Annotated in this window: 14 protein-coding genes; 7 read left to right on the top strand and 7 right to left on the bottom strand. The window is 71.4% G+C overall.

Annotated elements, in window-relative coordinates; genetic code table 11:
- The first annotated feature begins 39 nt into the window (after positions 1-39).
- The 3 genes from OG202_RS13530 (at position 40) to OG202_RS13520 (ending at position 3,229) form a co-directional block, all read left to right on the top strand.
- Complete coding sequence (locus tag OG202_RS13530) at positions 40-984, top strand: RluA family pseudouridine synthase (RefSeq protein WP_327730169.1); 945 nt, start codon at positions 40-42, stop codon at positions 982-984.
- Positions 981-1,457 carry a GNAT family N-acetyltransferase gene (locus tag OG202_RS13525; protein WP_328222797.1) on the top strand — a complete coding sequence of 159 codons (477 nt, stop codon included), beginning with the start codon at positions 981-983 and terminating at the stop codon, positions 1,455-1,457. Before OG202_RS13530 ends, OG202_RS13525 begins: the two co-directional genes overlap by 4 nt.
- A gap of 185 nt (positions 1,458-1,642) precedes the next feature.
- On the top strand, positions 1,643-3,229 hold the full coding sequence (locus tag OG202_RS13520; RefSeq protein WP_326583457.1) for a Na+/H+ antiporter: 1,587 nt from the start codon (positions 1,643-1,645) through the stop codon (positions 3,227-3,229).
- 613 nt (positions 3,230-3,842) lie between these two features.
- Here OG202_RS13520 and OG202_RS13515 read toward each other — a convergent pair.
- Entirely contained in the window at positions 3,843-4,967 is a 1,125-nt protein-coding gene (locus tag OG202_RS13515) for a mechanosensitive ion channel family protein (RefSeq protein WP_326583458.1), read from the bottom strand.
- 107 nt (positions 4,968-5,074) lie between these two features.
- On the opposite strand from OG202_RS13515, the gene OG202_RS13510 reads away from it, so the two are divergent.
- Positions 5,075-5,644, top strand: coding sequence for a dienelactone hydrolase family protein (locus OG202_RS13510; protein WP_326583459.1), 570 nt, complete (start codon positions 5,075-5,077; stop codon positions 5,642-5,644).
- A 63-nt stretch (positions 5,645-5,707) separates the two neighbouring features.
- Here the strand turns inward: OG202_RS13510 and OG202_RS13505 are convergent, their stop codons facing one another.
- Positions 5,708-7,387 (bottom strand): alkaline phosphatase D family protein, encoded by a 1,680-nt coding sequence (locus OG202_RS13505; RefSeq protein WP_327730171.1) that lies wholly within the window; start codon positions 7,385-7,387, stop codon positions 5,708-5,710.
- Between the two features lie 135 nt (positions 7,388-7,522).
- Complete coding sequence (locus tag OG202_RS13500; protein ID WP_328222796.1) at positions 7,523-10,828, bottom strand: helix-turn-helix transcriptional regulator; 3,306 nt, start codon at positions 10,826-10,828, stop codon at positions 7,523-7,525.
- A 294-nt stretch (positions 10,829-11,122) separates the two neighbouring features.
- On the opposite strand from OG202_RS13500, the gene OG202_RS13495 reads away from it, so the two are divergent.
- Positions 11,123-11,755 carry a hypothetical protein gene (locus OG202_RS13495; protein ID WP_327730173.1) on the top strand — a complete coding sequence of 211 codons (633 nt, stop codon included), beginning with the start codon at positions 11,123-11,125 and terminating at the stop codon, positions 11,753-11,755.
- Between the two features lie 114 nt (positions 11,756-11,869).
- Here OG202_RS13495 and OG202_RS13490 read toward each other — a convergent pair whose 3' ends face one another.
- The 3 genes from OG202_RS13490 to OG202_RS13480 all read right to left on the bottom strand — a co-directional run bounded on the left by OG202_RS13490 (position 11,870) and on the right by OG202_RS13480 (position 14,926).
- Positions 11,870-12,670 carry a DsbA family protein gene (locus tag OG202_RS13490; RefSeq protein ID WP_326583463.1) on the bottom strand — a complete coding sequence of 267 codons (801 nt, stop codon included), beginning with the start codon at positions 12,668-12,670 and terminating at the stop codon, positions 11,870-11,872.
- 78 nt (positions 12,671-12,748) lie between these two features.
- A complete protein-coding gene (locus OG202_RS13485; protein WP_327730174.1) occupies positions 12,749-13,435 on the bottom strand; it encodes a hypothetical protein in 687 nt (228 codons plus the stop codon).
- A gap of 156 nt (positions 13,436-13,591) precedes the next feature.
- Positions 13,592-14,926 carry a DUF2252 domain-containing protein gene (locus tag OG202_RS13480; RefSeq protein WP_326583465.1) on the bottom strand — a complete coding sequence of 445 codons (1,335 nt, stop codon included), beginning with the start codon at positions 14,924-14,926 and terminating at the stop codon, positions 13,592-13,594.
- Between the two features lie 215 nt (positions 14,927-15,141).
- Here OG202_RS13480 and dnaE point away from each other — a divergent pair, with 215 nt between their 5' ends.
- A complete protein-coding gene (gene dnaE / locus OG202_RS13475; RefSeq protein WP_326583466.1) occupies positions 15,142-18,681 on the top strand; it encodes a DNA polymerase III subunit alpha in 3,540 nt (1,179 codons plus the stop codon).
- Positions 18,682-18,833: 152 nt separating this feature from the next.
- On the opposite strand, the gene OG202_RS13470 is transcribed toward dnaE, so the two are convergent.
- Positions 18,834-18,998, bottom strand: a complete 165-nt coding sequence (locus OG202_RS13470) for a hypothetical protein (protein ID WP_326583467.1) — start codon at positions 18,996-18,998, stop codon at positions 18,834-18,836.
- A gap of 242 nt (positions 18,999-19,240) precedes the next feature.
- Between OG202_RS13470 and OG202_RS13465 the strand changes: the two genes are divergently transcribed.
- Complete coding sequence (locus OG202_RS13465) at positions 19,241-20,461, top strand: NYN domain-containing protein (RefSeq protein WP_326583468.1); 1,221 nt, start codon at positions 19,241-19,243, stop codon at positions 20,459-20,461.
- Positions 20,462-20,574: the final 113 nt, after the last annotated feature.

Here is a 20,574-nt window from a genome sequence, read left to right as displayed (position 1 = left end):
GCGGTCGGGCGTGTCGCGGCGGTCCGGCATACTCGTCGGGTGAGCACGATTCCCGAGATCCGCAACCTGCCCGTGCCCGACGGCCTGGAGGGCGAGCGTGTAGACGCCGCCATCTCCCGCATGTTCGGCTTCTCCCGTACCAAGGCGGCCGAGCTCGCCGCCGCGGGGAAGGTCACGGTCGACGGGTCGGTGGTCGGCAAGTCGGAGCGGGTGCACGGCGGGGCCTGGCTGGAGGTCGAGATGCCGCAGGCGCCCGCGCCGGTGCAGATCGTCGCCGAGCCGGTCGAGGGCATGGAGATCGTGCACGACGACGATGACGTGGTCGTGATCGGCAAGCCGGTCGGCGTGGCCGCGCACCCCAGCCCCGGCTGGTCCGGGCCGACCGTCATCGGCGGGCTCGCCGCCGCCGGCTACCGGATCTCGACGTCCGGCGCCGCCGAGCGCCAGGGCATCGTGCACCGGCTGGACGTGGGCACCTCGGGCCTCATGGTCGTCGCCAAGTCGGAGTACGCGTACACGTCCCTGAAGCGCCAGTTCAAGGAGCGGACCGTCGACAAGCGGTACCACGCGCTGGTCCAGGGCCACCCCGACCCCACGAGCGGCACCATCGACGCGCCCATCGGACGGCACCCCACCCACGACTACAAGTGGGCCGTCACCGCCGAGGGCAAGCCGTCGGTCACGCACTACGACCTGATCGAGGCGTTCCGGGCCGCCTCGCTGCTCGACATCAAGCTGGAGACCGGGCGCACCCACCAGATCCGCGTCCACATGTCCGCCCACCGGCACCCGTGCGTCGGCGATCTGACGTACGGCGCCGACCCGACGCTCGCCAAGCGGCTCGGCATCACCCGCCAGTGGCTGCACGCCATGCGGCTCGGCTTCGAGCACCCCGGGGACGGGAGCTGGGTCGAGTTCGAGAGCGAGTACCCCGCGGATCTGCAGAAGGCCCTCGACAAGGTGCGGGAGGAGACGTACGCGTGAGTCCCGGGCCGGTGTCCTACGGGGTGCGCGTCGCCGATGACCCGGTTGACCGTGAGGCGTGTTTCGCGGTGCGCAAGGAGGTCTTCGTCGTCGAGCAGGGGGTGCCGGAGGACCTGGAGTACGACGCGTACGACGCCGGGGCCGTGCATGTGCTCGCCGTACGGGACGACGGGGTGCCTCTCGGCGCCGGACGGCTGCTCCACGGGGCGGCCGCCGCCGGAAAGACCGGTGGGGCTCCCGGTGTGGGGTCCCTGGGACGGCTCGCGGTCGTGCGGGCGGCCCGGGGGCTGGGCGTCGGGGTCGCGCTGGTGCGGGCCGTCGAGGAGGCGGCGCGGGCGCGGGGACTGACCGCGGTGGACCTGGGGGCGCAGACGCATGCGCTGGGGTTCTACGAGCGGCTGGGGTATGTGGCGTACGGGGCGGAGTTCCTGGACGCGGGGATACCTCATCGGGCGATGCGGCGGAGTGTGTAGGGCGGGGAACGGGCCGGGGCCGGGGCCGGGCGTGTGACTGCCGCCGGACACCGCCGGACACCGCCGGGCGGCGCGGCCCTGGTTGCTCGCTGTCGCGGCGGACAGGGGGCACGGGTGTGGCGGGCGGGGCGTGGCAGGCTGGGGGCTGTTGAGGTGAGCGTCTAGGTCCGTCCGGAGTGCTGAGCGTGGATCAGTTGGCCCTGTTTTTCGTGTTGCTGGTCGGGGCCGTGGTCAGTGTGCCGGTGGGGGAGCGGCTCAAGCTGCCGGCGCCGGTGCTGATGACGTTGCTGGGGATCGCGCTCGCCGTGCCGGGGTTCGTGCCCAATGTGGAGATCCCGCCGGAGCTCATCCTGCCGCTGCTGTTGCCGCCGCTGCTGTACGCGGCGGTGCGGCGGACGTCCTGGCGGCAGTTCACGGCCAATCTGCGGCCGATCCTCCTGCTGGCCGTGGCGCTGGTGTTCGTGACCACCGCCGCGGTGGCCGCCGTGGCGAACGCGATCGTGCCCGGACTCCCCATCGCGGCGGCCGTGGCGCTCGGCGCGCTCGTCGCGCCGCCCGACCCCGTGGCGGCGACGGCCGTGGCGGGACAGCTCGGGCTGCCGCGCCGACTGGTGTCGATACTTGAGGGCGAGGGCCTCTTCAACGACGTCACGGCCATCGTGCTCTACCACGTGGCCATCGCCGCCGCCGTCAGCGGATCCTTCTCCTGGCCCCGCGCCGCGCTCCAGCTCGTGCTGTCGGCCGTCGTCGCCGTCGCGGTGGGGCTGGCGCTCGGCTGGGCCGCCAACAAGCTGATGGACTTCCTGGAGGACGCGACGCTGCAGATCGGGCTGACCCTGCTCGTGCCGTACGCGTCGTACGTGATGGCCGAGGAACTGCACGGGTCCGGGGTGCTCGCGGTGCTGACGACCGCGTTGTTCCTCGCGGAGTACGCGCTCGGTGCGGACGACGTCCTCACGCGGCTCGCCGGGCACACCGTCTGGGACGTCGTCGACACGCTGGTCACCGGTGTCGCCTTCGGGCTGATCGGGCTGGAGCTGCACAACGCGATCCGGACGGCGTCCGGGCGGTGGGGCGAGATGCTCGGCTGGGCGGCGGCGATCGTGGCCGTCGTCGTGCTCGTACGGCTGGTCTGGTTGCTGCCGGCCACGTGGCTCGCGCGGCGGCTGCACGCGAAGCGGGACTACGACGAGGAGATCCCGATGTCGTGGCGCGAGACCGTGGTGATGTGGTGGTCGGGGATGCGGGGGGTGGCGTCCGTGGCGCTGGCCCTGGCGATTCCGCTGGAGACGGACGGTGGGGGGCCGTTTCCCGACCGGGACGAGATCGTGTTCATCGCGTTCGGGGTGATCATGGCGACGCTGGTGCTTCAGGGGCTGACCCTGCCGTGGCTGGTGCGGCGGTTGGGGGTGCGGGCGGACGAAGGGATCGAGAAGGACTTCGAGAAGGCGTTGGCCGTGCGGGCGGCCAAGGCGGCGAAGCGGCGGCTCAAGGAGATCGAGGAGGTCGAGGAGCTGCCGGAGGAGATGTCCGAGCGGTTGCTGCGGCGGGCCTTCGAGATCGGGGTGCGGATCAGTCCGGAGGTGGGGGAGGAGGAGCGGCGCGAGGGGCATGAGCAGCGGGTGCGGCGGCTTCGCAAGTTGCGGCGGATCCAGGGGGAGATGTTGAGCGCGGCTCGGCATGAGGTGCTGGCCGCGCGGAGTGAGCCGGGGGCGGACCCCGAGGTGGTGGATCGGGTGTTGCGGCACCTGGATGTGCGCAGCCTTCGCTGAACGGGCCGACGCTCGCCCACCCGCGCGCCGCCCGTTGCCTCTTGGTGTAGGGGTGCGGGTCTTTTGTGGGGCTGATCGTCGGTGGCGGGTGTGGGGTGTTGGCCGCCCGCCCGGACGTCGGCCGTTGCTCCTGGGCGGAGATGCGCGTGTCTCCGGTGAGGGTTGATCGTCGTTGACGGCTGCGCGCGCGGGGGTTCGGGCCGTGCGGGGCACGGTGAATGGCGTGACGCCTGGACAGGCAGCGGGCACCGGGTGCTTCGGTGGTCCGGTCGAGAAGGCGCGGTGGCCCCGGCTCCTCGCGGGGACCTCGACGGGACGGGACGGGACCGGGCGGGACCGGGCGGTAGGTCGGCGGATGTCGCCGACCCGCCGCCGGAGTGGCTCGCGTCACCCGGCGCCGGAGTGGCTCGCGTCACCCGGCGTCGGACACGGCACCGCGCGGAGCGTGCGGGTCGCCGGGGGCGGAACGCGGCCACCACGGCTCTGCCGAGACCTGTGGCCTCGGTGGCCGCCGCAGTGCCATCGGGAGTCGGTCCGCCCTCCCGGCGGCTGCCGGAGGCCCGCGCGCGGCCCCGGGCACGAGCAGCGTGCCCGGGGCCGCGGGTGCGTCGGCCTACCCCCTGTCCGTCGACCTCGGCGGTTCGTGGACGCGGCTCCGCGCGGCGCGGGGGACCAGGCCGTCCGTGTGGGCGTGGGGGTGGGTCGGGGGAAGGATCGCGTCGGCGGTGTTGACGCGGGGGAGGGCGTACGGGTGGGTCTCGGTGAGCCAGTGGATCAGTTGTTCGCGCACGGTGACGCGGACGGTCCACAGGTCGTCCGGGTCCTTGGCGGTGACCAGGGCGCGGACCTCCATGGTGGAGGGGGTCGAGTCGGTGACGGTCAGGTCGTAGTGGCGGCCGTCCCAGGCGGGGCAGGAACGGAGGATGTCCCGGAGCCGGTCGCGCATCGCGGGCAGCGGCGCGGCATGGTCGACGTGGAGGAAGATCGTGCCGGTCATCTGGGCGCCGCCGCGGGACCAGTTCTCGAAGGGCTTCGAGGTGAAGTACGAAACCGGCATCGTGATGCGGCGCTCGTCCCACGTGCGGACCGTCAGGAAGGTGAGGGTGATCTCGTCGACCGTGCCCCACTCGCCCTCCACCACGACCACGTCACCGAGGCGGACCATGTCGCCGAAGGCGATCTGCAGCCCCGCGAAGAGGTTGCTCAGCGTGGACTGCGCGGCGATACCGGCGACGATGCCCAGGAGTCCGGCCGAGGCCAGCAGCGAGGTGCCGGCCGCGCGCATCGCCGGGAAGGTCAGCAGCATCGAGGCCACGGCCACCACACCGACGATCGCCGAGACGACCCGCATGATCAGCGTCACCTGGGTCCGCACCCGGCGCACCCGGGCCGGATCCCGATGGGCGCGGGCGTAACGGCTGTACGTCGTCTCCACGATCGCGCCCGCGATCCGGATCACCAGCCAGGCCGTCGCACCGATCAGCACCAGCGTCAGGGTGCGGCCGACGGCGGTCCGGTGCTGTTCGAGCAGTTGCGCCTCGTCGTAGGAGGCTCTGAGGAAGGCCGCGCACAGGACCAGCTGGTAGGGGATGCGGCCGCGGCGCAGCAGGCCCCACAGAGCTGTCTCGTGGTGCCGCTGGTCCGCCTTGCGCAGCAGCAGGTCGGTCGTCCAGCCGATGAGCAGCGTGAGGACGACCGAGCCACCGATGACGATCAATGGGCGGAGTAGATTCTCCATGCCTTCGAACGTAACCGGCCACACGGGGTCATGAACATGTGACTTCTGCCGCCCTCGGGGTACGGGCGCCCGGGCCCGTTGTCGGACCCGGCTGGCACCATGGCCTCATGAACATCATGCTGTTCCACTCGACCTACGGCCTGCGGCCCGCGGTGCGTCAGGCCGCGGACCGGCTGCGCGCCGCCGGACACGAGGTGTGGACCCCCGACCTCTTCGACGGCCGGACGTTCGACACGGTCGAGGAGGGCATGGCCTTCAACGAGGAACTGGGCAGGGAGGAACTGCTCAAGCGGGCGGTCCTGGCCGCCGCCCCCTACTCGGAGCGCGGCCTGGTCTACGCCGGGTTCTCCCTGGGCGCGGCGACCGCGCAGACCCTGGCCCTGGGCGACAAGAACGCGCGCGGACTGCTGCTCCTGCACGGCACGTCGGACATCGCCGCCACCGCCTCCGTGGACGACCTGCCCGTCCAACTGCACGTCGCCGGACCCGACCCCTTCGAGCCGGACGACTGGCTGAGCGCCTGGTACCTGCAGATGCGCAAGGCCGGCGCCGACGTCGAGGTCTACCGATACGCCGGCGCCGGGCACCTCTACACCGACCCCGACCTGCCCGACTACGACGAGGAGGCCGCCGAGGCCACCTGGCGGGTGGCCCTCGGCTTCCTCGACTCCCTCTGAGACCTTCGGGGTCCTACAAGTCCCGGTCCCGGTCCCGGTCCAAGTCCGAGTCTGTGGCGGGACCTACACGGGGTCGTACGTCCGCTCCACCTTCTGCGTCCCGCTCCGCGTCCGGTACGAGCGAGCCCAGGACGACGTCGCGCCGGCCTTCGTACGGTCGGAGAGGACGTAGAAGTCCATCTGCGCCCGCGCGGCGGTGATGTCCAGGACGCCGTAGCCGTGCCGGTCGGTGTCGACCCAGTGGACGTGCCGGTTGGCGGCACGGATCAGCGGGGAGGCCAGCGCGGAGATGGTGCCCTCGGGGGCCTTGACGAGGTCGTCGAGGTTGTCGGAGGTGACCGACGTGACGACGAACTCGGTGGCGGCGGAGGCCGACAGCGGGTACGTACCGGCGTTGACCGGCACGTCGTTGGCCCACGCCATGTGGATGTCGCCGGTGAGGAAGACCGTGTTGCGGATGGCGTTCTCCCGCAGATGGGCGAGGAGTTCGCGGCGGTCGTCGGTGTAGCCGTCCCACTGGTCGGGGTTGAGGGCGAGGCCCTCCTTCGGCAGGCCGAGCAGTTCGGCGAGGGGCTCGAAGAGGTCGGCGGTGAGGTTGCCGAGGGCGAACGGGGCGATCATCACCGAGTTGCCGACCAGGCGCCAGGTCGTGTCGGAGGACTTCAACCCGGCCTTCAGCCAGTCGAGCTGGGCCCGGCCGGTCAGCGTGCGGTCCGGGTCGTCGACCTCGCCGTCGCCGACCCCCACCTGCTGCGAGCGGAAGGACCGCAGGTCCAGCAGCGAGAGGTCGACGAGCTTGCCGAAGCGCAGCCGGCGGTAGGTGGTGCCCGCGATCGCCGGCCGCACCGGCATCCACTCGAAGTAGGCCTGCTTGGCCGCCGACCGGCGGGCCGCCCAGGTGCCCTCGGTGCCCTCGGTGTGGTTCTCGGCGCCGCCGGACCACGCGTCGTTGGCGATCTCGTGGTCGTCCCAGATGGCGACGACCGGAGCGGCCGCGTGCAGGGTCTGGAGGTCCGGGTCGGTCTTGTAACGGCCGTGCCGGACGCGGTAGTCGGCGAGGGAGACGATCTCGTGGGTGGGCGCGTGCGGCCGGACGACCTTGTCGCGGGTGCCGTACTCGCCGGTGCCGTACTCGTAGATGTAGTCGCCGAGGTGCAGCCACGCGTCCAGGTCGCCACGCGCGGCGAGATGGCGGTAGGCGGCGAAGTGACCGCCCTCCCAGTTGGCGCAGGAGACCACGCCGAAGCGCAGGCCGGTGGTGGTGGCGGCGTCGGCGGCCGGGGCGGTGCGGGTGCGCGCGGCGGGCGTGTCGGTGCCGCCCGCGGAGAAGCGGAACCAGTAGTTCGTGGCGGGGGCGAGGCCGCGTACGTCCGCCTTGACGGTGTGGTCGGAGGCGGCGGTCGCGGTCGTCGAGCCCTTGGCGACGATGTTCGTGAACGCCTTGTCCAGGGCGACGGTCCAGCCGACCTCGACGTCCGGGCCGAGACCGGAGCCGGGTATCGCGGCCGCGGTGGGCGTCACCCGGGTCCACAGCAGGACACCGTCGGGCAGCGGATCACCGGAGGCGACGCCGTGCAGGAAGGCGGGGGGCTCCGCCGCGCTCGCCGGGAACGCGGCGGCCGACGGTGCCGCGAGGACGGCTCCGGCCGCGGCCGCCTTGACGACCGTACGGCGGCTCGGGGCGGACGAACCCGTGGGCTGGGCGGGGGAATCGGGGCTGGAGTGAGATCTGCGACTGGTCACGGCCGATGAGATTACTGATCGGTAGGGCCACGGGTAAGACAGAAGTCCGAAATCCGCTCGATGTTCAGGTGGTCGTACGTTGTTCGTCGGTCGGCGACCGGGGCGGGGCGGCTTCCGGCCTGGGGTGACGTGTCGTCAGTCGGCGTACCGCTTGGCCAGGGTGATCAGGGCGGCCCGGTCGGGGCTGTCGGTGCGGTGGCGGAGGCTGGCGAGGTGCTTCTCGACCGTGCGAGGGGAGAGGAAGAGGTGTTCGGCGATCTCCTGGTTGCCGAGCCGGGCGCCGAGCAGCCGCAGGACCTCGTACTCCCGGGCGGTCACCCCCGCGCGCCGCAGTTCCCGAGGGATGGTCTCGTGGCCCTGGCGGCGGCGCGGCACCGGGGAGCCGGCGTCGCGCAGCAGGGCCCGGCACGCGGCCGACACCCGGGTCGTGCCCCGTTCGTGGAAGAACTGCTCGGCGGCGCGCAGCCATTCCACGGGCCGGCCCCAGCCGTCGACGAGTGCGGCCTGGGCGCCCAGACGCAGACAGAGATGGGCGGCCAGGGGGATCGCGGCGGTCCCGGCCAGCGCCTCCTCCGCCGCCTTGGTGGCCTCGGCGGCCCGGCCCTCGCGGCCCAGCAGCACGGCCCGGGACCAGCCGGCGAAGGGGCGGTCCCAGTGGACCTGGGTGAGTCGTTCGGTGCCGGGGCCGTCCAGTTCGGCCCAGTCGGTCGCGCCGCGCAGGGTGCGCAGCAGCAGGAACGGGCCGAGGAAGCCGGTGACGCCACGGGTGCTGGGCAGTGCCCGCATGACGCCGTCCGCCTCGGTGAACTCGGCCAGCGCACGGTCGGGTTCCTCCCGCAGCAGGGAGCAGATGCCCTGGGCCCAGCCCCACACGGAGGTGTCGGCGTAGCCCCACAGCGCCCCGGCGCTCCGTCCGGCGAGCGCGCGCTCCAGGGTGCGCAGGGTGGTGTCGAGCTTCTCCCGCTCCCCGAGCGAGGCGGCGATGATGCCCTCCACGCCGGCGCCGATCAGCTCCACCTCGCGCAGCCGCAGCCTGCGGGCCGTCGCCCGGAGCCGGCGCGCGGACTCCGTCGCCCGGTCCTGCTCGTCGCGCAGCACATGGGCGAGGGTCAGATGCATGTCGGCCCAGGCCGTCATGAGCACCGCGCCGGTCTCCTCGGCGGCCCCGCGCGCGGCGAGCAGCCGCTCCGTGCCGGTGAACCGGACCCGGTCGAGCACGCCCAGTTCCAGCAGGCCACGGATCCGCCACACCGGCAGCGCGTGGGCCTCGGCGATGGTGACCAGCCGTGCGAACGCGTCCTCCGCCTCGCCGAGGTCGTGGGGCCGCAGGCAGTACCCGAGCATGGTGAGCGCCTTGCAGGCGACCTCCGGCAGTCCCACCTCCTCGGCGGTCGCGACGGCGCCCTCGGCGAGCGCGCGGGCGCTCTCCAGCCGGTCCGGGCGCCGCGAGTTGAGCACCAGGTGGGCGGCGACCGCGTCCAGGGCGGCGCGGGACGCCGGGTCGGGCAGGTCGCCGAGCAGGTCCCTGGCCTGCCGTACGGCGGTCAGGCCCTCCTCCCACTGCTGGGCGGTCGCCGCGGCCCGCGCGCGGGTCAGAAAGCCCGCCGCCCGTCGGCCGGCCGGCGCGCCCCACACCGTCAGGACCCGGTCCAGCCGGTCCCCGAGTTCGGGTACGCGCCGCACGTCGCCGGTGAGGACCAGTGCGCCGAGCAGTTCCTCCAGCAGCCGGGCGACGGCCTCGGGTGGCGCGTCCGGCGTGTCGGCGGTCAACTCCAGGCCCCGGTCGAGCAGTTCCACGGCGGTCAGCAGCGCACCCCGCGCGACCGCCTGCCGACCGGCCCGCGTGAGCAGCACGGCCGCCCGCGCGGGTCGGCCACCGGCGACGCACAGCTCGGCGGCGAGGCGGTACAGGTCGTCGCCGGCGTCTCCGCCGAGCGGTGGGCGGGGTTCGCGGGGCCGGGCGGGCCGGGTGAGCGCGGGGGAGGGGTCGGGCTCGGCGGGCCGGGCGAGCGCGAGGGAGGGGTCGGGTTCGGGGCGCGGGGCGAGCGCGAGGGAGGCGTCCGGCTCCGCGCATGTCGGATCGGGGACGCCGACCGGCTCGGGGCCACGGGTGTTCCGCGCGGTCGGCGTGTCGAGGTCTGCCGTGCCGGGGGTGCCCGGGTGTGTCGCGTCGTCCGCGCCGACGGTCACCCCGTCATGGCCGACCCTCTCAGCCCCCTGAGAGCTCGCTCCCTCGGGGCCGGCCCCCCTCGCCGCCTCGATCGCGTCCGCCGCCGCCAGGCACAGGGCCGCACGTTCCGGTGGGAGCAGCCGGCGGGTGATGGCATCGGCGGTCAGGGCGTGGCGGAAGCTGTGCCAGCCGGGGTCCGACGGGGCGGCGGCGCCGGAGACGAGGTGGGCGTGCGCCGCGTGGCGGAGCTGGGTGAGGGCGGTGGCGTGGTCCAGGCCGGCGGCGCGGGCGGCGATGTCCACGGGGAAGCGTCTGCCGAGGACCGCCGCCGCCTCCAGGAGGGCGATGCCGGGCGGCGGCAGCTGGTCCACGCGTTGGAGGACGGCGGCGGCGACGCCGGCCGGGACACCGGCGTCGAGCGAACCGGTCACCGTCCAGCGCGAGTCGCCTTCCCGGACGAGACCGCCGCCGTCGACCATCGCGCGCAGCAGCTCCTCCACCACGAAGGGGACACCCTCGGAAACGGTGTGCAGCCGTTCCAGGACCGCCGCCGGGACGTCCTCGGCGGAGTCGTGGCCCAGACACCGGCCGGCCAGCTCGGCGGTGCCGGCCGGCCCGAGGCGGGCGAGGCGGACCGTACGGGCCGTACGACGGGACGTGGCGGCCTCGGCGAGGTCGAGCGCCGGGCCGGACTCCCCGCGCAGGGTGGCCAGCAGGACGGTCCGCTGACCGGAGAGGTTGTCCGTCAGATAGTCGACGATGGCGAGCGTGTCGGCGTCCGCGTCGTGCAGGTCCTCCAGCACCAGGACGCAGCCGCCGTCCCGCCCGAGGACGTGCAGGAGCCGGAGCACCGCCTCCGCGTACCCGACGAGCGGTGCGCCGTCCTGCGGTGCCAGTCCGCACAGCCGGGACAGCAGCGGCTCGTAGAGGCCCAGGTCGCCGCCCGAGGGAGCTCCCTCGCCCCTTAACCCCGAGAACACGGCCTCCGCCAGCGGACGCAACGGCACCGCGCGTCCGGCGGACGCGGCCCGCCCGCGCAGGACCCGTGATCCGGTGTCCGCGGCGACGGACGCGGCTTCCTCGACGAGCCGGGACTTGCCGATCCCGGGCTCGCCCAGCACGAACACCGACGAGCCCCGCCCGTCGCGGGCCGCCCGGACGGCGGCCGCCAGAAGCTCCCGCTCCGCCTTCCTGCCGACCAGGGCGGGCGAGGACAACGACGAGAACGACGGCATCGACGAGAACGACGGCATCGAAGAGAACGACGGCATCGAAGAGAACGACGACAACTCAAGGCCCCCTGCGCCCTGTTGGGATGGTCGTGGCAAACCCCCGTACGTCCCCGTACGACATCCCCCGCCGGGCACCCCTCGAATGCGCCTTCGAGGCGCGTACAGGGTAGCCCCCAGTTTCACAGGGGCCGCACAACTACATGGGGGATCTTCCCCGATACCCGGGGCCCCGGTGTCCGGCACGCTTCTGTTTCGGCAGGGCAGGGGGGACAGGGCATGGCCCGGGGGGACATGCCCTGCCTGCTTCTTTTTCTTTCGGCAGGGAGGTCGTCAATGCAGCGTGCCCGGATATGGGTCGCCGCCGGAGTGCTGGGCGTGGTCCTGTGCGGGTGCTCGTCACCCACCGGGACCACCGGGGGAGGCAGCGGCGGCGGGTCGTCGTCGGCCGGGGCCGCCGCGGACGAACCGGAGGTGCCGCTGACCACCCAGGACCTGGAGCGGGTCTGCACGGACGGGCTCGGCTTCGAGGGGCTGCCGGCCTACGACCGTACGAAGAAGACCGTGCACCCGGCGCAGCTCATGAACAGCACCGGTGACGGCTGGACGAGCAGCGTGCCCGTCGACGGCGACTTCCCCAAGGGCTGGTTCCTCGGCTACGAGGACAAGCCGGCCCAGGCGGAGCTGGTCGTCTGCGTCGAGCGCACCAAGGCCACCGCGACCGGCAAGGTCTGCGACATGGAGGCCGACGGCAAGCCGCTGAAGATCCGCACGTACAACACCGCGTACCGGCTGCGGGTCGTCGAGGCGCGCACCGGCAAGGAGCAGTACGAGCACAACGGCAAGGCCGAGTCGGACGAGTGCCCGGTCTACATCTTCACCTCGGACGACGAGGACGCCGACAAGTACTACAACGAGGTCCGGCCCGAGGACTACCGCAAGCGCGTCAAGCCGTTCATCGCACCGTAGCCGCCACATAAGTCGGGCGGGCGTTCCGGGAGATCTCCCGGAACGCCCGCCCGCTTGCGTGGATCCGTTGCGTGGATCCGTTGCGTGGATCCCTTCGCGCGGACCGTGCGGCGGCTACTTGGTGACGCCCGCGTCCTTGAGCGCCGTCTCCCACGCCGCGACCGTGGACGGGTTGGTGATCGTCTTGTCGTTGATCTTGATGGTCGGCGTGGACTTGACACCGTCGGCGTCGTCGAAGGACTTGCTCATCCTCATCGCCCAGGCGTCGTAGGTGCCCTTCTCGACGGCGTCCTGGAACTTCTTGTTGTTCTTCAGCGCGTCGACCGTGTTCGCCACCTTGATCAGATAGCTGTCCTCGGCGAACTCGTCGGTCGACTCCTCCGGGTGGTACTTCGTCGAGTACAGCGCGGCCTTGTAGTCGATGAAGGCCTCGGGGCTGACGTTCAGGGCGGCGCCGAGCGCGCTCAGCGCGTTCTTCGAGCCCTCGCCACTGAGGTTGCCGTCGAGGAAGGTGCCGATCGTGAAGGAGAGCTTGTAGTCGCCGTCCTCCATGCCCTTGTTGACGGTCTCGCCGACGGTCTGTTCGAAGCTGGCGCAGGCCGGGCAGCGCGGGTCCTCGTACAGGTGGACCACGTTGTCGGTCTTGGAGTCGCCGAGCAGCACGGTGGTGCCGTTCTTGCCCGAGGTGTTGGCCGGGGCGACCACCGTGGCGTCGGCGGCCGCCTCCCACGAGGTGGGCTCGTTGTTCTGGACGACGGCGTAGCCGATGCCGCCGGCTATCGCGAGGACCGCGACGATCGAGCCCGCCACGATCGCCTGCCGCCTGACCTTGGCGCGCTTGGCCTGGCGCTCGCGCTCCAGGCGCAGCCGCTCACGGGCCGCCGACTTCGCCGCGTTGCTGTTCCGCTTGCTCATGTGGGTCAACTCCCTGGGGGACGCGCACACGGGGTGCGCGGATACCTGTGGTGGGGACTGCTCGTGCTCAGGAGGTGGTCACGCGAAGGTGACCGAGCACGGCGGTCCACGCCGTCCCAGGGAGTGCGCGAGGAGGAGGGTGCGAGGGGTGCCCCCGCGGTGCGCGGTGCGCGTCGGCCGGTGCTCCGCCCGGGCGGGCCGCACCATGACCGAGGCGACCGCGATCAGCAGCGGCCGGAAGCCGGCGGCGACCGCGGCGTCCAGCAGCTGGGCGAGGGCCCGCTCACCGCGCCGCAGCCAGGCGGCGGCCAGGAGGCCGACGCCGATGTGCGCGGCGAGCAGCAGCCAGGCGGCGCCCGGGCCGGCGCCCGCCAGCAGTGCGCCCGCCCGCTCGGAGCCGCCGGTGACCCGCGCCAGCGGTGCGCCGACGCTGCCGCCGCCGCACAGCATGTCCAGCCCGACCTGGCGCAGCGGGCCGGCGACCGGGCCGCCCGCCTCGCCGTAACAGGCGTGCTGGCCCGTGGTGAACACCGTGTCGGCGGCCAGCTCCAGCGGGATCAGCACACCGGCGATCCGCCCGAAGCCGCGCTCACGGCCGGCCAGCGCGTAGGCGACGAGGAAGACGGCCGCGGCGATCGCGGCGACGGTGGTGAGGGGGAGCGGGACCCCGGACAGCAGCACGTGCGACGCGGTGCTGAGCGTCACGACGACCGCCGTGAACAGCGCCGCGCGTACGGCTCTGAAGTGGGTCCCGGATATGTCCATGGCGTTGGAGAGTCTCCCACGTACGCACGTAAGGGACCGCTAAAGGGTCCGCTGAAAGGTCCCTGTGAGTGGGTGATGCCTCATTTCTCGGTGCTTCTCGTCTCGATACTTCTCGATGGCGGCCCGCGGGAGGGGTTCTCGGGGTTCTCGGGGTTCTCAGTGGTTGCGCAGGCCGGGGATCCGGCCGTTGCGGAAGAGGTCGACGAAGATCTGGTGGTCGGTACGCGCGCGTGCCCCGTACGTGTGCGCGAAGTCCACCAGGAGCGGCGCGAAGCCCTCCTCGTCGGCGGCGATCGCCGCGTCGATGGCCCGCTCCGTGGAGAACGGCACCAGGGACTGCCCGGTCAGGTCGTCCGCCGCCGCGTGCATCGTGGCCGTGGCCCGGCCGAGGTCGGCGACGACCGCCGCGATCTCCTCCGGGTCGTCGATGTCGCTCCAGTCCACGTCCACCGCGTACGGCGACACCTCGGCGACCAGCTGCCCGGCGCCGTCCAGCTCGGTCCAGCCCAGCCACGGGTCCGCGTGCGCCTGCAACGCCCGCTGGGAGATCACCGTGCGGTGGCCCTCGTGCTGGAAGTAGTCACGGATCCGCTGGTCGGTGATGTGACGGGAGACGGCCGGGGTCTGGGCCTGCTTGATGTAGATCACCACATCGTTCTCCAGGGCGTCGCTCTGGCCCTCCAGCAGGATGTTGTACGACGGCAGCCCCGCCGAGCCGATGCCGATGCCCCGGCGGCCGACGACGTCCTTCACGCGGTACGAGTCCGGGCGGGTCAGGGACGACTCCGGGAGCGTCTCCAGATAGCCGTCGAAGGCGGCCAGCACCTTGTAGCGCGTGGCCGCGTCCAGCTCGATGGAGCCGCCGCCCGGCGCGAAGCGGCGCTCGAAGTCACGGATCTCCGTCATGGAGTCGAGCAGCCCGAAACGGGTCAGCGAACGGGCGTCGCGCAGCGCGTCCAGCAGCGGGCCCTGGGCGGTGTCCAGCGTGAACGGAGGCACCTCGTCCCGCTTGGCGCCGGCCGCTACGGCGTGGATCCGCTCGCGGTAGGCGGCCGCGTAGGTCTCCACCAGCTCCGTGATCTGCTCGTCGCTGAGCGCCTTCGCGTACCCGATGAGCGCCACGGAGGCGGCGAAGCGCTTCAGGTCCCAGGTGAAGGGGGCGACGTACGCCTCGTCGAAGTCGTTCACGTTGAAGATCAGGCGGCCCGTGGAGTCCATGTACGTGCCGAAGTTCTCCGCGTGCAGGTCGCCGTGGATCCACACGCGCGAGGTGCGCTCGTCGAGGTACGGGCCGGACGCCTTCTCCTCGTCGAGGTCGTTGTAGAAGAGGCAGGCCGTCCCCCGGTAGAACGCGAAGGCCGAGGCCGCCATCTTCCGGAACTTCACGCGGAACGCGGCCGGGTCGGCGGCCAGGAGCTGGCCGAAGGCGGTGTCGAAGACGGCGAGGATCTCCTCGCCGCGTCGCTCGTCGCTGAGCTGCGGAACCGACATCGCTGGGTGCCTCCTGGTGGATCACGGGTGGGTCGACTGCAAGAACGTGCGGGGGCGCGCGGGAGTGCCCGCGACCCCTCCCCGAAAGGTACGGGGGACAGCCCTCGCCGTGTCAGTGCCGAGGCATAGACTTCGACGCTGTCCCCCAGACTGTCCGCAGCCCGTGGGGAAGTCGTTCACGCTTGTTTCCCCTGTGTCCCTTGGAGGCCGAAGCCGTGTCAAAGCCGCCGTTCACGCACCTGCACGTCCACACCCAGTACTCGCTGCTGGACGGTGCCGCGCGGCTCAAGGACATGTTCAACGCGTGCAACGAGATGGGCATGACCCATATCGCCATGTCCGACCACGGCAACCTGCACGGGGCGTACGACTTCTTCCACACCGCGAAGAAGGCCGGCGTCACCCCGATCATCGGCATCGAGGCTTACGTCGCCCCCGAGTCCCGGCGCAACAAGCGCAAGATCCAGTGGGGCCAGCCGCACCAGAAGCGGGACGACGTGTCCGGTTCGGGTGGTTATACGCACAAGACGATCTGGGCGGCGAACAGGACGGGCCTGCACAACCTCTTCAAGCTCTCCTCGGACGCGTACGCCGAGGGCTGGCTGCAGAAGTGGCCCCGGATGGACAAGGAGACCATCTCCCAGTGGTCCGAGGGGCTCATCGCCTCCACGGGCTGCCCCTCCGGCGAGTTGCAGACCCGGCTGCGCCTCGGTCAGTTCGACGAGGCGCTGAAGGCGGCCTCCGAGTACCAGGACATCTTCGGCAAGGACCGCTACTTCCTGGAGCTGATGGACCACGGCATCGAGATCGAGCACCGGGTCCGCGACGGCCTCCTGGAGATCGGCAAGAAGCTCGGCATCCCCCCGCTGGTCACCAACGACTCGCACTACACGTACGCGCACGAGGCGACCGCGCACGACGCGCTGCTGTGCATCCAGACCGGCAAGAACCTCTCCGACCCGGACCGCTTCCGCTTCGACGGCACCGGCTACTACCTGAAGTCGACCGACGAGATGTACGCCGTCGACTCCTCGGACGCCTGGCAGGAGGGCTGCGCCAACACCCTGCTGGTCGCCGAACAGATCGACACCACGGGCATGTTCGAGGCCAAGAACCTCATGCCGAAGTTCGACATCCCCGAGGGCTTCACCGAGGTCACCTGGTTCCAGGAGGAGGTCCGCCGCGGCATGGCCCGCCGCTTCCCCGGCGGCGTCCCCGACGACCGTCAGAAGCAGGCCGAGTACGAGATGGACGTCATCATCCAGATGGGGTTCCCGGGATACTTCCTCGTCGTCGCCGACTTCATCATGTGGGCCAAGAAGCAGGGCATCGCGGTCGGTCCCGGCCGTGGTTCCGCGGCCGGTTCGATCGTCGCGTACGCCATGGGCATCACCGACCTCGACCCGATCCCGCACGGTCTGATCTTCGAGCGGTTCCTCAACCCCGAGCGCGTCTCCATGCCCGATGTCGACATCGACTTCGACGAGCGCCGGCGCGTCGAGGTGATCAGGTACGTGACGGAGAAGTACGGCGCCGACAAGGTCGCCATGATCGGCACCTACGGCAAGATCAAGGCGAAGAACGCCATCAAGGACTCCGCGCGTGTGCTGGGCTACCCGTACGCGATGGGCGACCGGCTCACCAAGGCGATGCCCGCCGACGTCCTCGGCAAGGGCATCGACCTCAACGGCATCACCGACCCCTCCCACCCGCGTTACAGCGAGGCGGGCGAGATCCGGTCGATGTACGAGAACGAACCGGACGTGAAGAAGGTCATCGACACCGCCAAGGGCGTCGAGGGCCTGGTCCGGCAGATGGGTGTGCACGCGGCCGGCGTGATCATGTCCAGCGAGCCCATCGTCGACCACGCCCCGATCTGGGTGCGGCACACCGACGGCGTGACCATCACACAGTGGGACTACCCGCAGTGCGAGTCGCTCGGCCTGCTGAAGATGGACTTCCTGGGCCTGCGCAACCTCACGATCATGGACGACGCCATCAAGATGGTGAAGGCCAACAAGGGCATCGACCTGGAGATGCTCTCCCTGCCGCTGGACGACCCCAAGACCTTCGAACTGCTCTGCCGCGGTGACACTCTCGGCGTCTTCCAGTTCGACGGCGGCCCGATGCGTTCCCTGCTCCGCCAGATGCAGCCCGACAACTTCGAGGACATCTCCGCCGTCTCGGCCCTCTACCGGCCAGGCCCGATGGGCATGAACTCGCACATCAACTACGCGGAGCGCAAGAACAAGCGCCAGGAGATCACGCCGATCCACAAGGAGCTGGAGGAGCCGCTCGAAGAGGTCCTCGCGGTCACCTACGGCCTGATCGTCTACCAGGAGCAGGTGCAGAAGGCCGCCCAGATCATCGCCGGGTACTCGCTCGGCGAGGCCGACATCCTCCGCCGCGTCATGGGCAAGAAGAAGCCCGACGAACTGGCGAAGAACTTCGTCCTCTTCCAGGCGGGCGCCCGGAAGAACGGCTACAGCGACGAAGCCATCCAGGCCCTGTGGGACGTCCTGGTCCCCTTCGCCGGCTACGCCTTCAACAAGGCCCACTCCGCCGCGTACGGACTCGTCTCCTACTGGACCGGCTATCTGAAGGCGAACTACCCGGCCGAGTACATGGCCGCGCTGCTCACCTCGGTCAAGGACGACAAGGACAAGTCGGCGGTCTACCTCAACGAGTGCCGGCGCATGCGCATCAAGGTGCTCCCGCCGAACGTCAACGAGTCCGAGCACAACTTCGCCGCCCAGGGCGACGACGTCATCCTCTTCGGCCTCGAAGCCGTGCGCAACGTCGGCACGAACGTGGTCGAGTCGATCATCCGCAGCCGCAAGGCCAAGGGGAAGTACGCCTCCTTCCCCGACTACCTCGACAAGGTCGAGGCGGTCGCCTGCAACAAGCGCACCACGGAGTCGCTGATCAAGGCGGGCGCGTTCGACACGATGGGGCACACCCGCAAGGGCCTCACCGCGCACTTCGACTCGATGATCGACAACGTGGTCGCGGTCAAGCGCAAGGAGGCCGAGGGCCAGTTCGACCTCTTCGGCGGCATGGGCGAGGAGGAGAACACCGAGCCGGGCTTCGGACTCGACGTCGAGTTCACCACCGACGAGTGGGAGAAGACCTATCTCCTCGCCCAGGAGCGGGAGATGCTCGGCCTCTACGTCTCCGACCACCCCCTCTTCGGCCTGGAGCACGTGCTCTCCGACAAGGCCGACGCGGGCATCGCCCAGCTCACCGGCGGTGAGCACGCGGACGGCGCGGTCGTCACCATCGGTGGCATCATCTCCGGCCTCCAGCGCAAGATGACCAAGCAGGGCAACGCCTGGGCCATCGCCACGGTGGAGGACCTCGCCGGTTCCATCGAGTGCATGTTCTTCCCGGCGTCCTACCAGCTCGTCTCGACCCAACTCGTCGAGGACGCCGTCGTGTTCGTCAAGGGCCGCCTCGACAAGCGCGAGGACGTGCCGCGGCTGGTCGCGATGGAGATGCAGGTCCCCGACCTGTCGAACGCGGGCACCAACGCGCCGGTGATCCTCACCATCCCGGCCACCCGCGTCACCCCGCCCATGGTCAGCCGGCTCGGCGAGATCCTCAGCCACCACAAGGGCGACAGCGAGGTCCGGATCAGGCTCCAGGGCCCCACCAAGACGACCGTACTGCGCCTGGACCGGCACCGGGTGAAGCCTGATCCGGCCCTGTTCGGCGACCTGAAGGTGCTGCTCGGCCCGTCCTGCCTGGCCGGCTGAGCGGACCTCGGCGGTCCGGCGGGCGTGCGCTTGCGACGACCGACGGGCGTGAACGCGTGACGGCCGACAGGCGTGAACGCGTGAGGGGCGCATCCGGTGTTCCGGATGCGCCCCTCGGTGTACCTGGGCTGCAACAGCCCGTCCTGCGGAGGTCAGTTGTGACCGAAGCGCTTCTGCCGACCCTTGCGGGCCATGTCGCCGGGGGTCACCTGGGTGGTCCGCTGCTCGGCCTGCGACTCCAGTGAGGACTGCTGTGCCTCCTGCTGACCACGCTCGGACTGCGGCTGCTTGCGGTCCTGCTTCTTGTTCTTGGCCATGGTGATCTGCCTCCTGTGGGGGATCTAGGGGCCAGGGCCGCGACCAGACTCACATAGCATGACAGGGCGCGCATTTCGGAAAATCACCGTCAGTGACGAGAGTTGTCGGACCGTGCGCCGCGTCGAAAGCGCGCACGGCGCATACGCCACGCCGAAGATCGAGTTCCGGCCGTTAACCTCCGCGTGGTCGGGCAGACTCGAAGGAAGCCCGAAGCAAACCTCCCGGAAAGAGGGTGGATCGCGTGGACCGCTGCATCGTCCTGGTGGACGCCGGGTATCTGCTCGGCGCGGCCGCCAGCCTCCTCGCCGGGGAACCCTCCCGCTCCCGCATCACCGTCGATCACGCCGCCCTCATCCAGGGGCTGCGCGAGCGCGCCGAGGCCGACACCGAGCGGCCGTTGCTGCGCATCTACTGGTTCGACGGCGCCCCCGACCGCGTCCCGCAGCCCGAGCACCGCAGGCTGCGCGTGATGCCCCGGGTGACCGTCCGGCTGGGCGCGCTGACCCGGAGTGACGGGCGGTGGGCGCAGAAGGGCGTGGACGCCGCCATGCACGCCGAGCTGACCGAACTGGCCCGCAACGGCGCCTGCTCCGACGTGGTCCTGGTGACCGGCGACGGGGATCTGCTGCCGGGCATGATGGCCGCCAAGGAGCACGGCGTCGCCGTACACCTGTGGGCCGTGCAGGCCGCCGACGGCGACTACAACCAGTCCGAGGACCTGGTCGCCGAGGCCGACGAGCGGCGCGTGCTCGACCGGATGTGGATCACCAAGGCCGTACGGGCCAAGGACCTCGGCGGGGTCTGCGCACCGCAGTCGGTGCCGCGGCCGGAGATCGCCGCGATCCTGTCGGCGCCGCTGCCCGAGTCGGCCCTCGCGGCCACCGAGCGGCCGGCCGTGGAACCCGAGCACGCCTCGGCGGCCGACGCCGCGCGCAACGGGAGCGAGGAGCGGGCGGCCGCGCCCAAGGGCGTACCGACGCCGAAGGATCTGGCGGCCATGCGCGGGCCCGGAACGCATGCCGTGCAGCATCCGGCGACGGCCACGTTGCGGTGGTCCTCCGACAAGGGGTGGGTGGACCGGCCCGGGGGCGCGACGGAGCCGCCTGAAGCGTCGGCGATGCCGACGCTGGCGCAGCTGACGACGGCGGAGCAGCGATGGGCCGACCGGGAGGAGGACATCACGACGGTCGGGGGCGACCCCTTCGAGGTCGGGCAGGTGTTCGCCCGGCGGTGGATGGCCCGGCTGACCGATCAGTCGCATCTGCAGAAGCTGTCGGGGATGTATCCGCGGGTGCCGCACCGGGTGGACGGGGAGTTGTTGCGGTACGCGGCACGGTTCGGGCTGCTGGCGCACAAGGACGATCAGATCGATGAGCATGACCGGTACGCGATTCGGGCCGGGTTCTGGCGGGAGATCGATGTGCGGACCGGGGCGGAGCACGCACCGGCGGGGGAGCGGTAGGGGCGCCTGACAGCTCCGGGCCGACTGTTCGCGGGCGGCCGCGGGTTCGGTCGTGGCTGGTCGCGCGGTTCCCCGCGCCCCTTGAGGGAGCGGCTGGACGCCCCGGAGGGAAA

Origin of the sequence: Streptomyces sp. NBC_00310, assembly GCF_036208085.1 — a bacterium.
Lineage (GTDB): Bacteria > Actinomycetota > Actinomycetes > Streptomycetales > Streptomycetaceae > Streptomyces.
This window is presented reverse-complemented; position numbering and strand designations above follow the sequence as displayed.

Coding starts and splice junctions, on each gene's coding strand:
- OG202_RS13515 (WP_326583458.1), bottom strand. CDS start 4,967: ATGGAGAATCTACTCCGCCCATTGATCGTCATCGGTGGCTCGGTCGTC.
- OG202_RS13510 (WP_326583459.1), top strand. CDS start 5,075: ATGAACATCATGCTGTTCCACTCGACCTACGGCCTGCGGCCCGCGGTG.
- OG202_RS13500 (WP_328222796.1), bottom strand. CDS start 10,828: ATGCCGTCGTTCTCTTCGATGCCGTCGTTCTCGTCGATGCCGTCGTTC.
- OG202_RS13495 (WP_327730173.1), top strand. CDS start 11,123: ATGCAGCGTGCCCGGATATGGGTCGCCGCCGGAGTGCTGGGCGTGGTC.
- OG202_RS13490 (WP_326583463.1), bottom strand. CDS start 12,670: ATGAGCAAGCGGAACAGCAACGCGGCGAAGTCGGCGGCCCGTGAGCGG.
- OG202_RS13485 (WP_327730174.1), bottom strand. CDS start 13,435: ATGGACATATCCGGGACCCACTTCAGAGCCGTACGCGCGGCGCTGTTC.
- OG202_RS13480 (WP_326583465.1), bottom strand. CDS start 14,926: ATGTCGGTTCCGCAGCTCAGCGACGAGCGACGCGGCGAGGAGATCCTC.
- OG202_RS13470 (WP_326583467.1), bottom strand. CDS start 18,998: ATGGCCAAGAACAAGAAGCAGGACCGCAAGCAGCCGCAGTCCGAGCGT.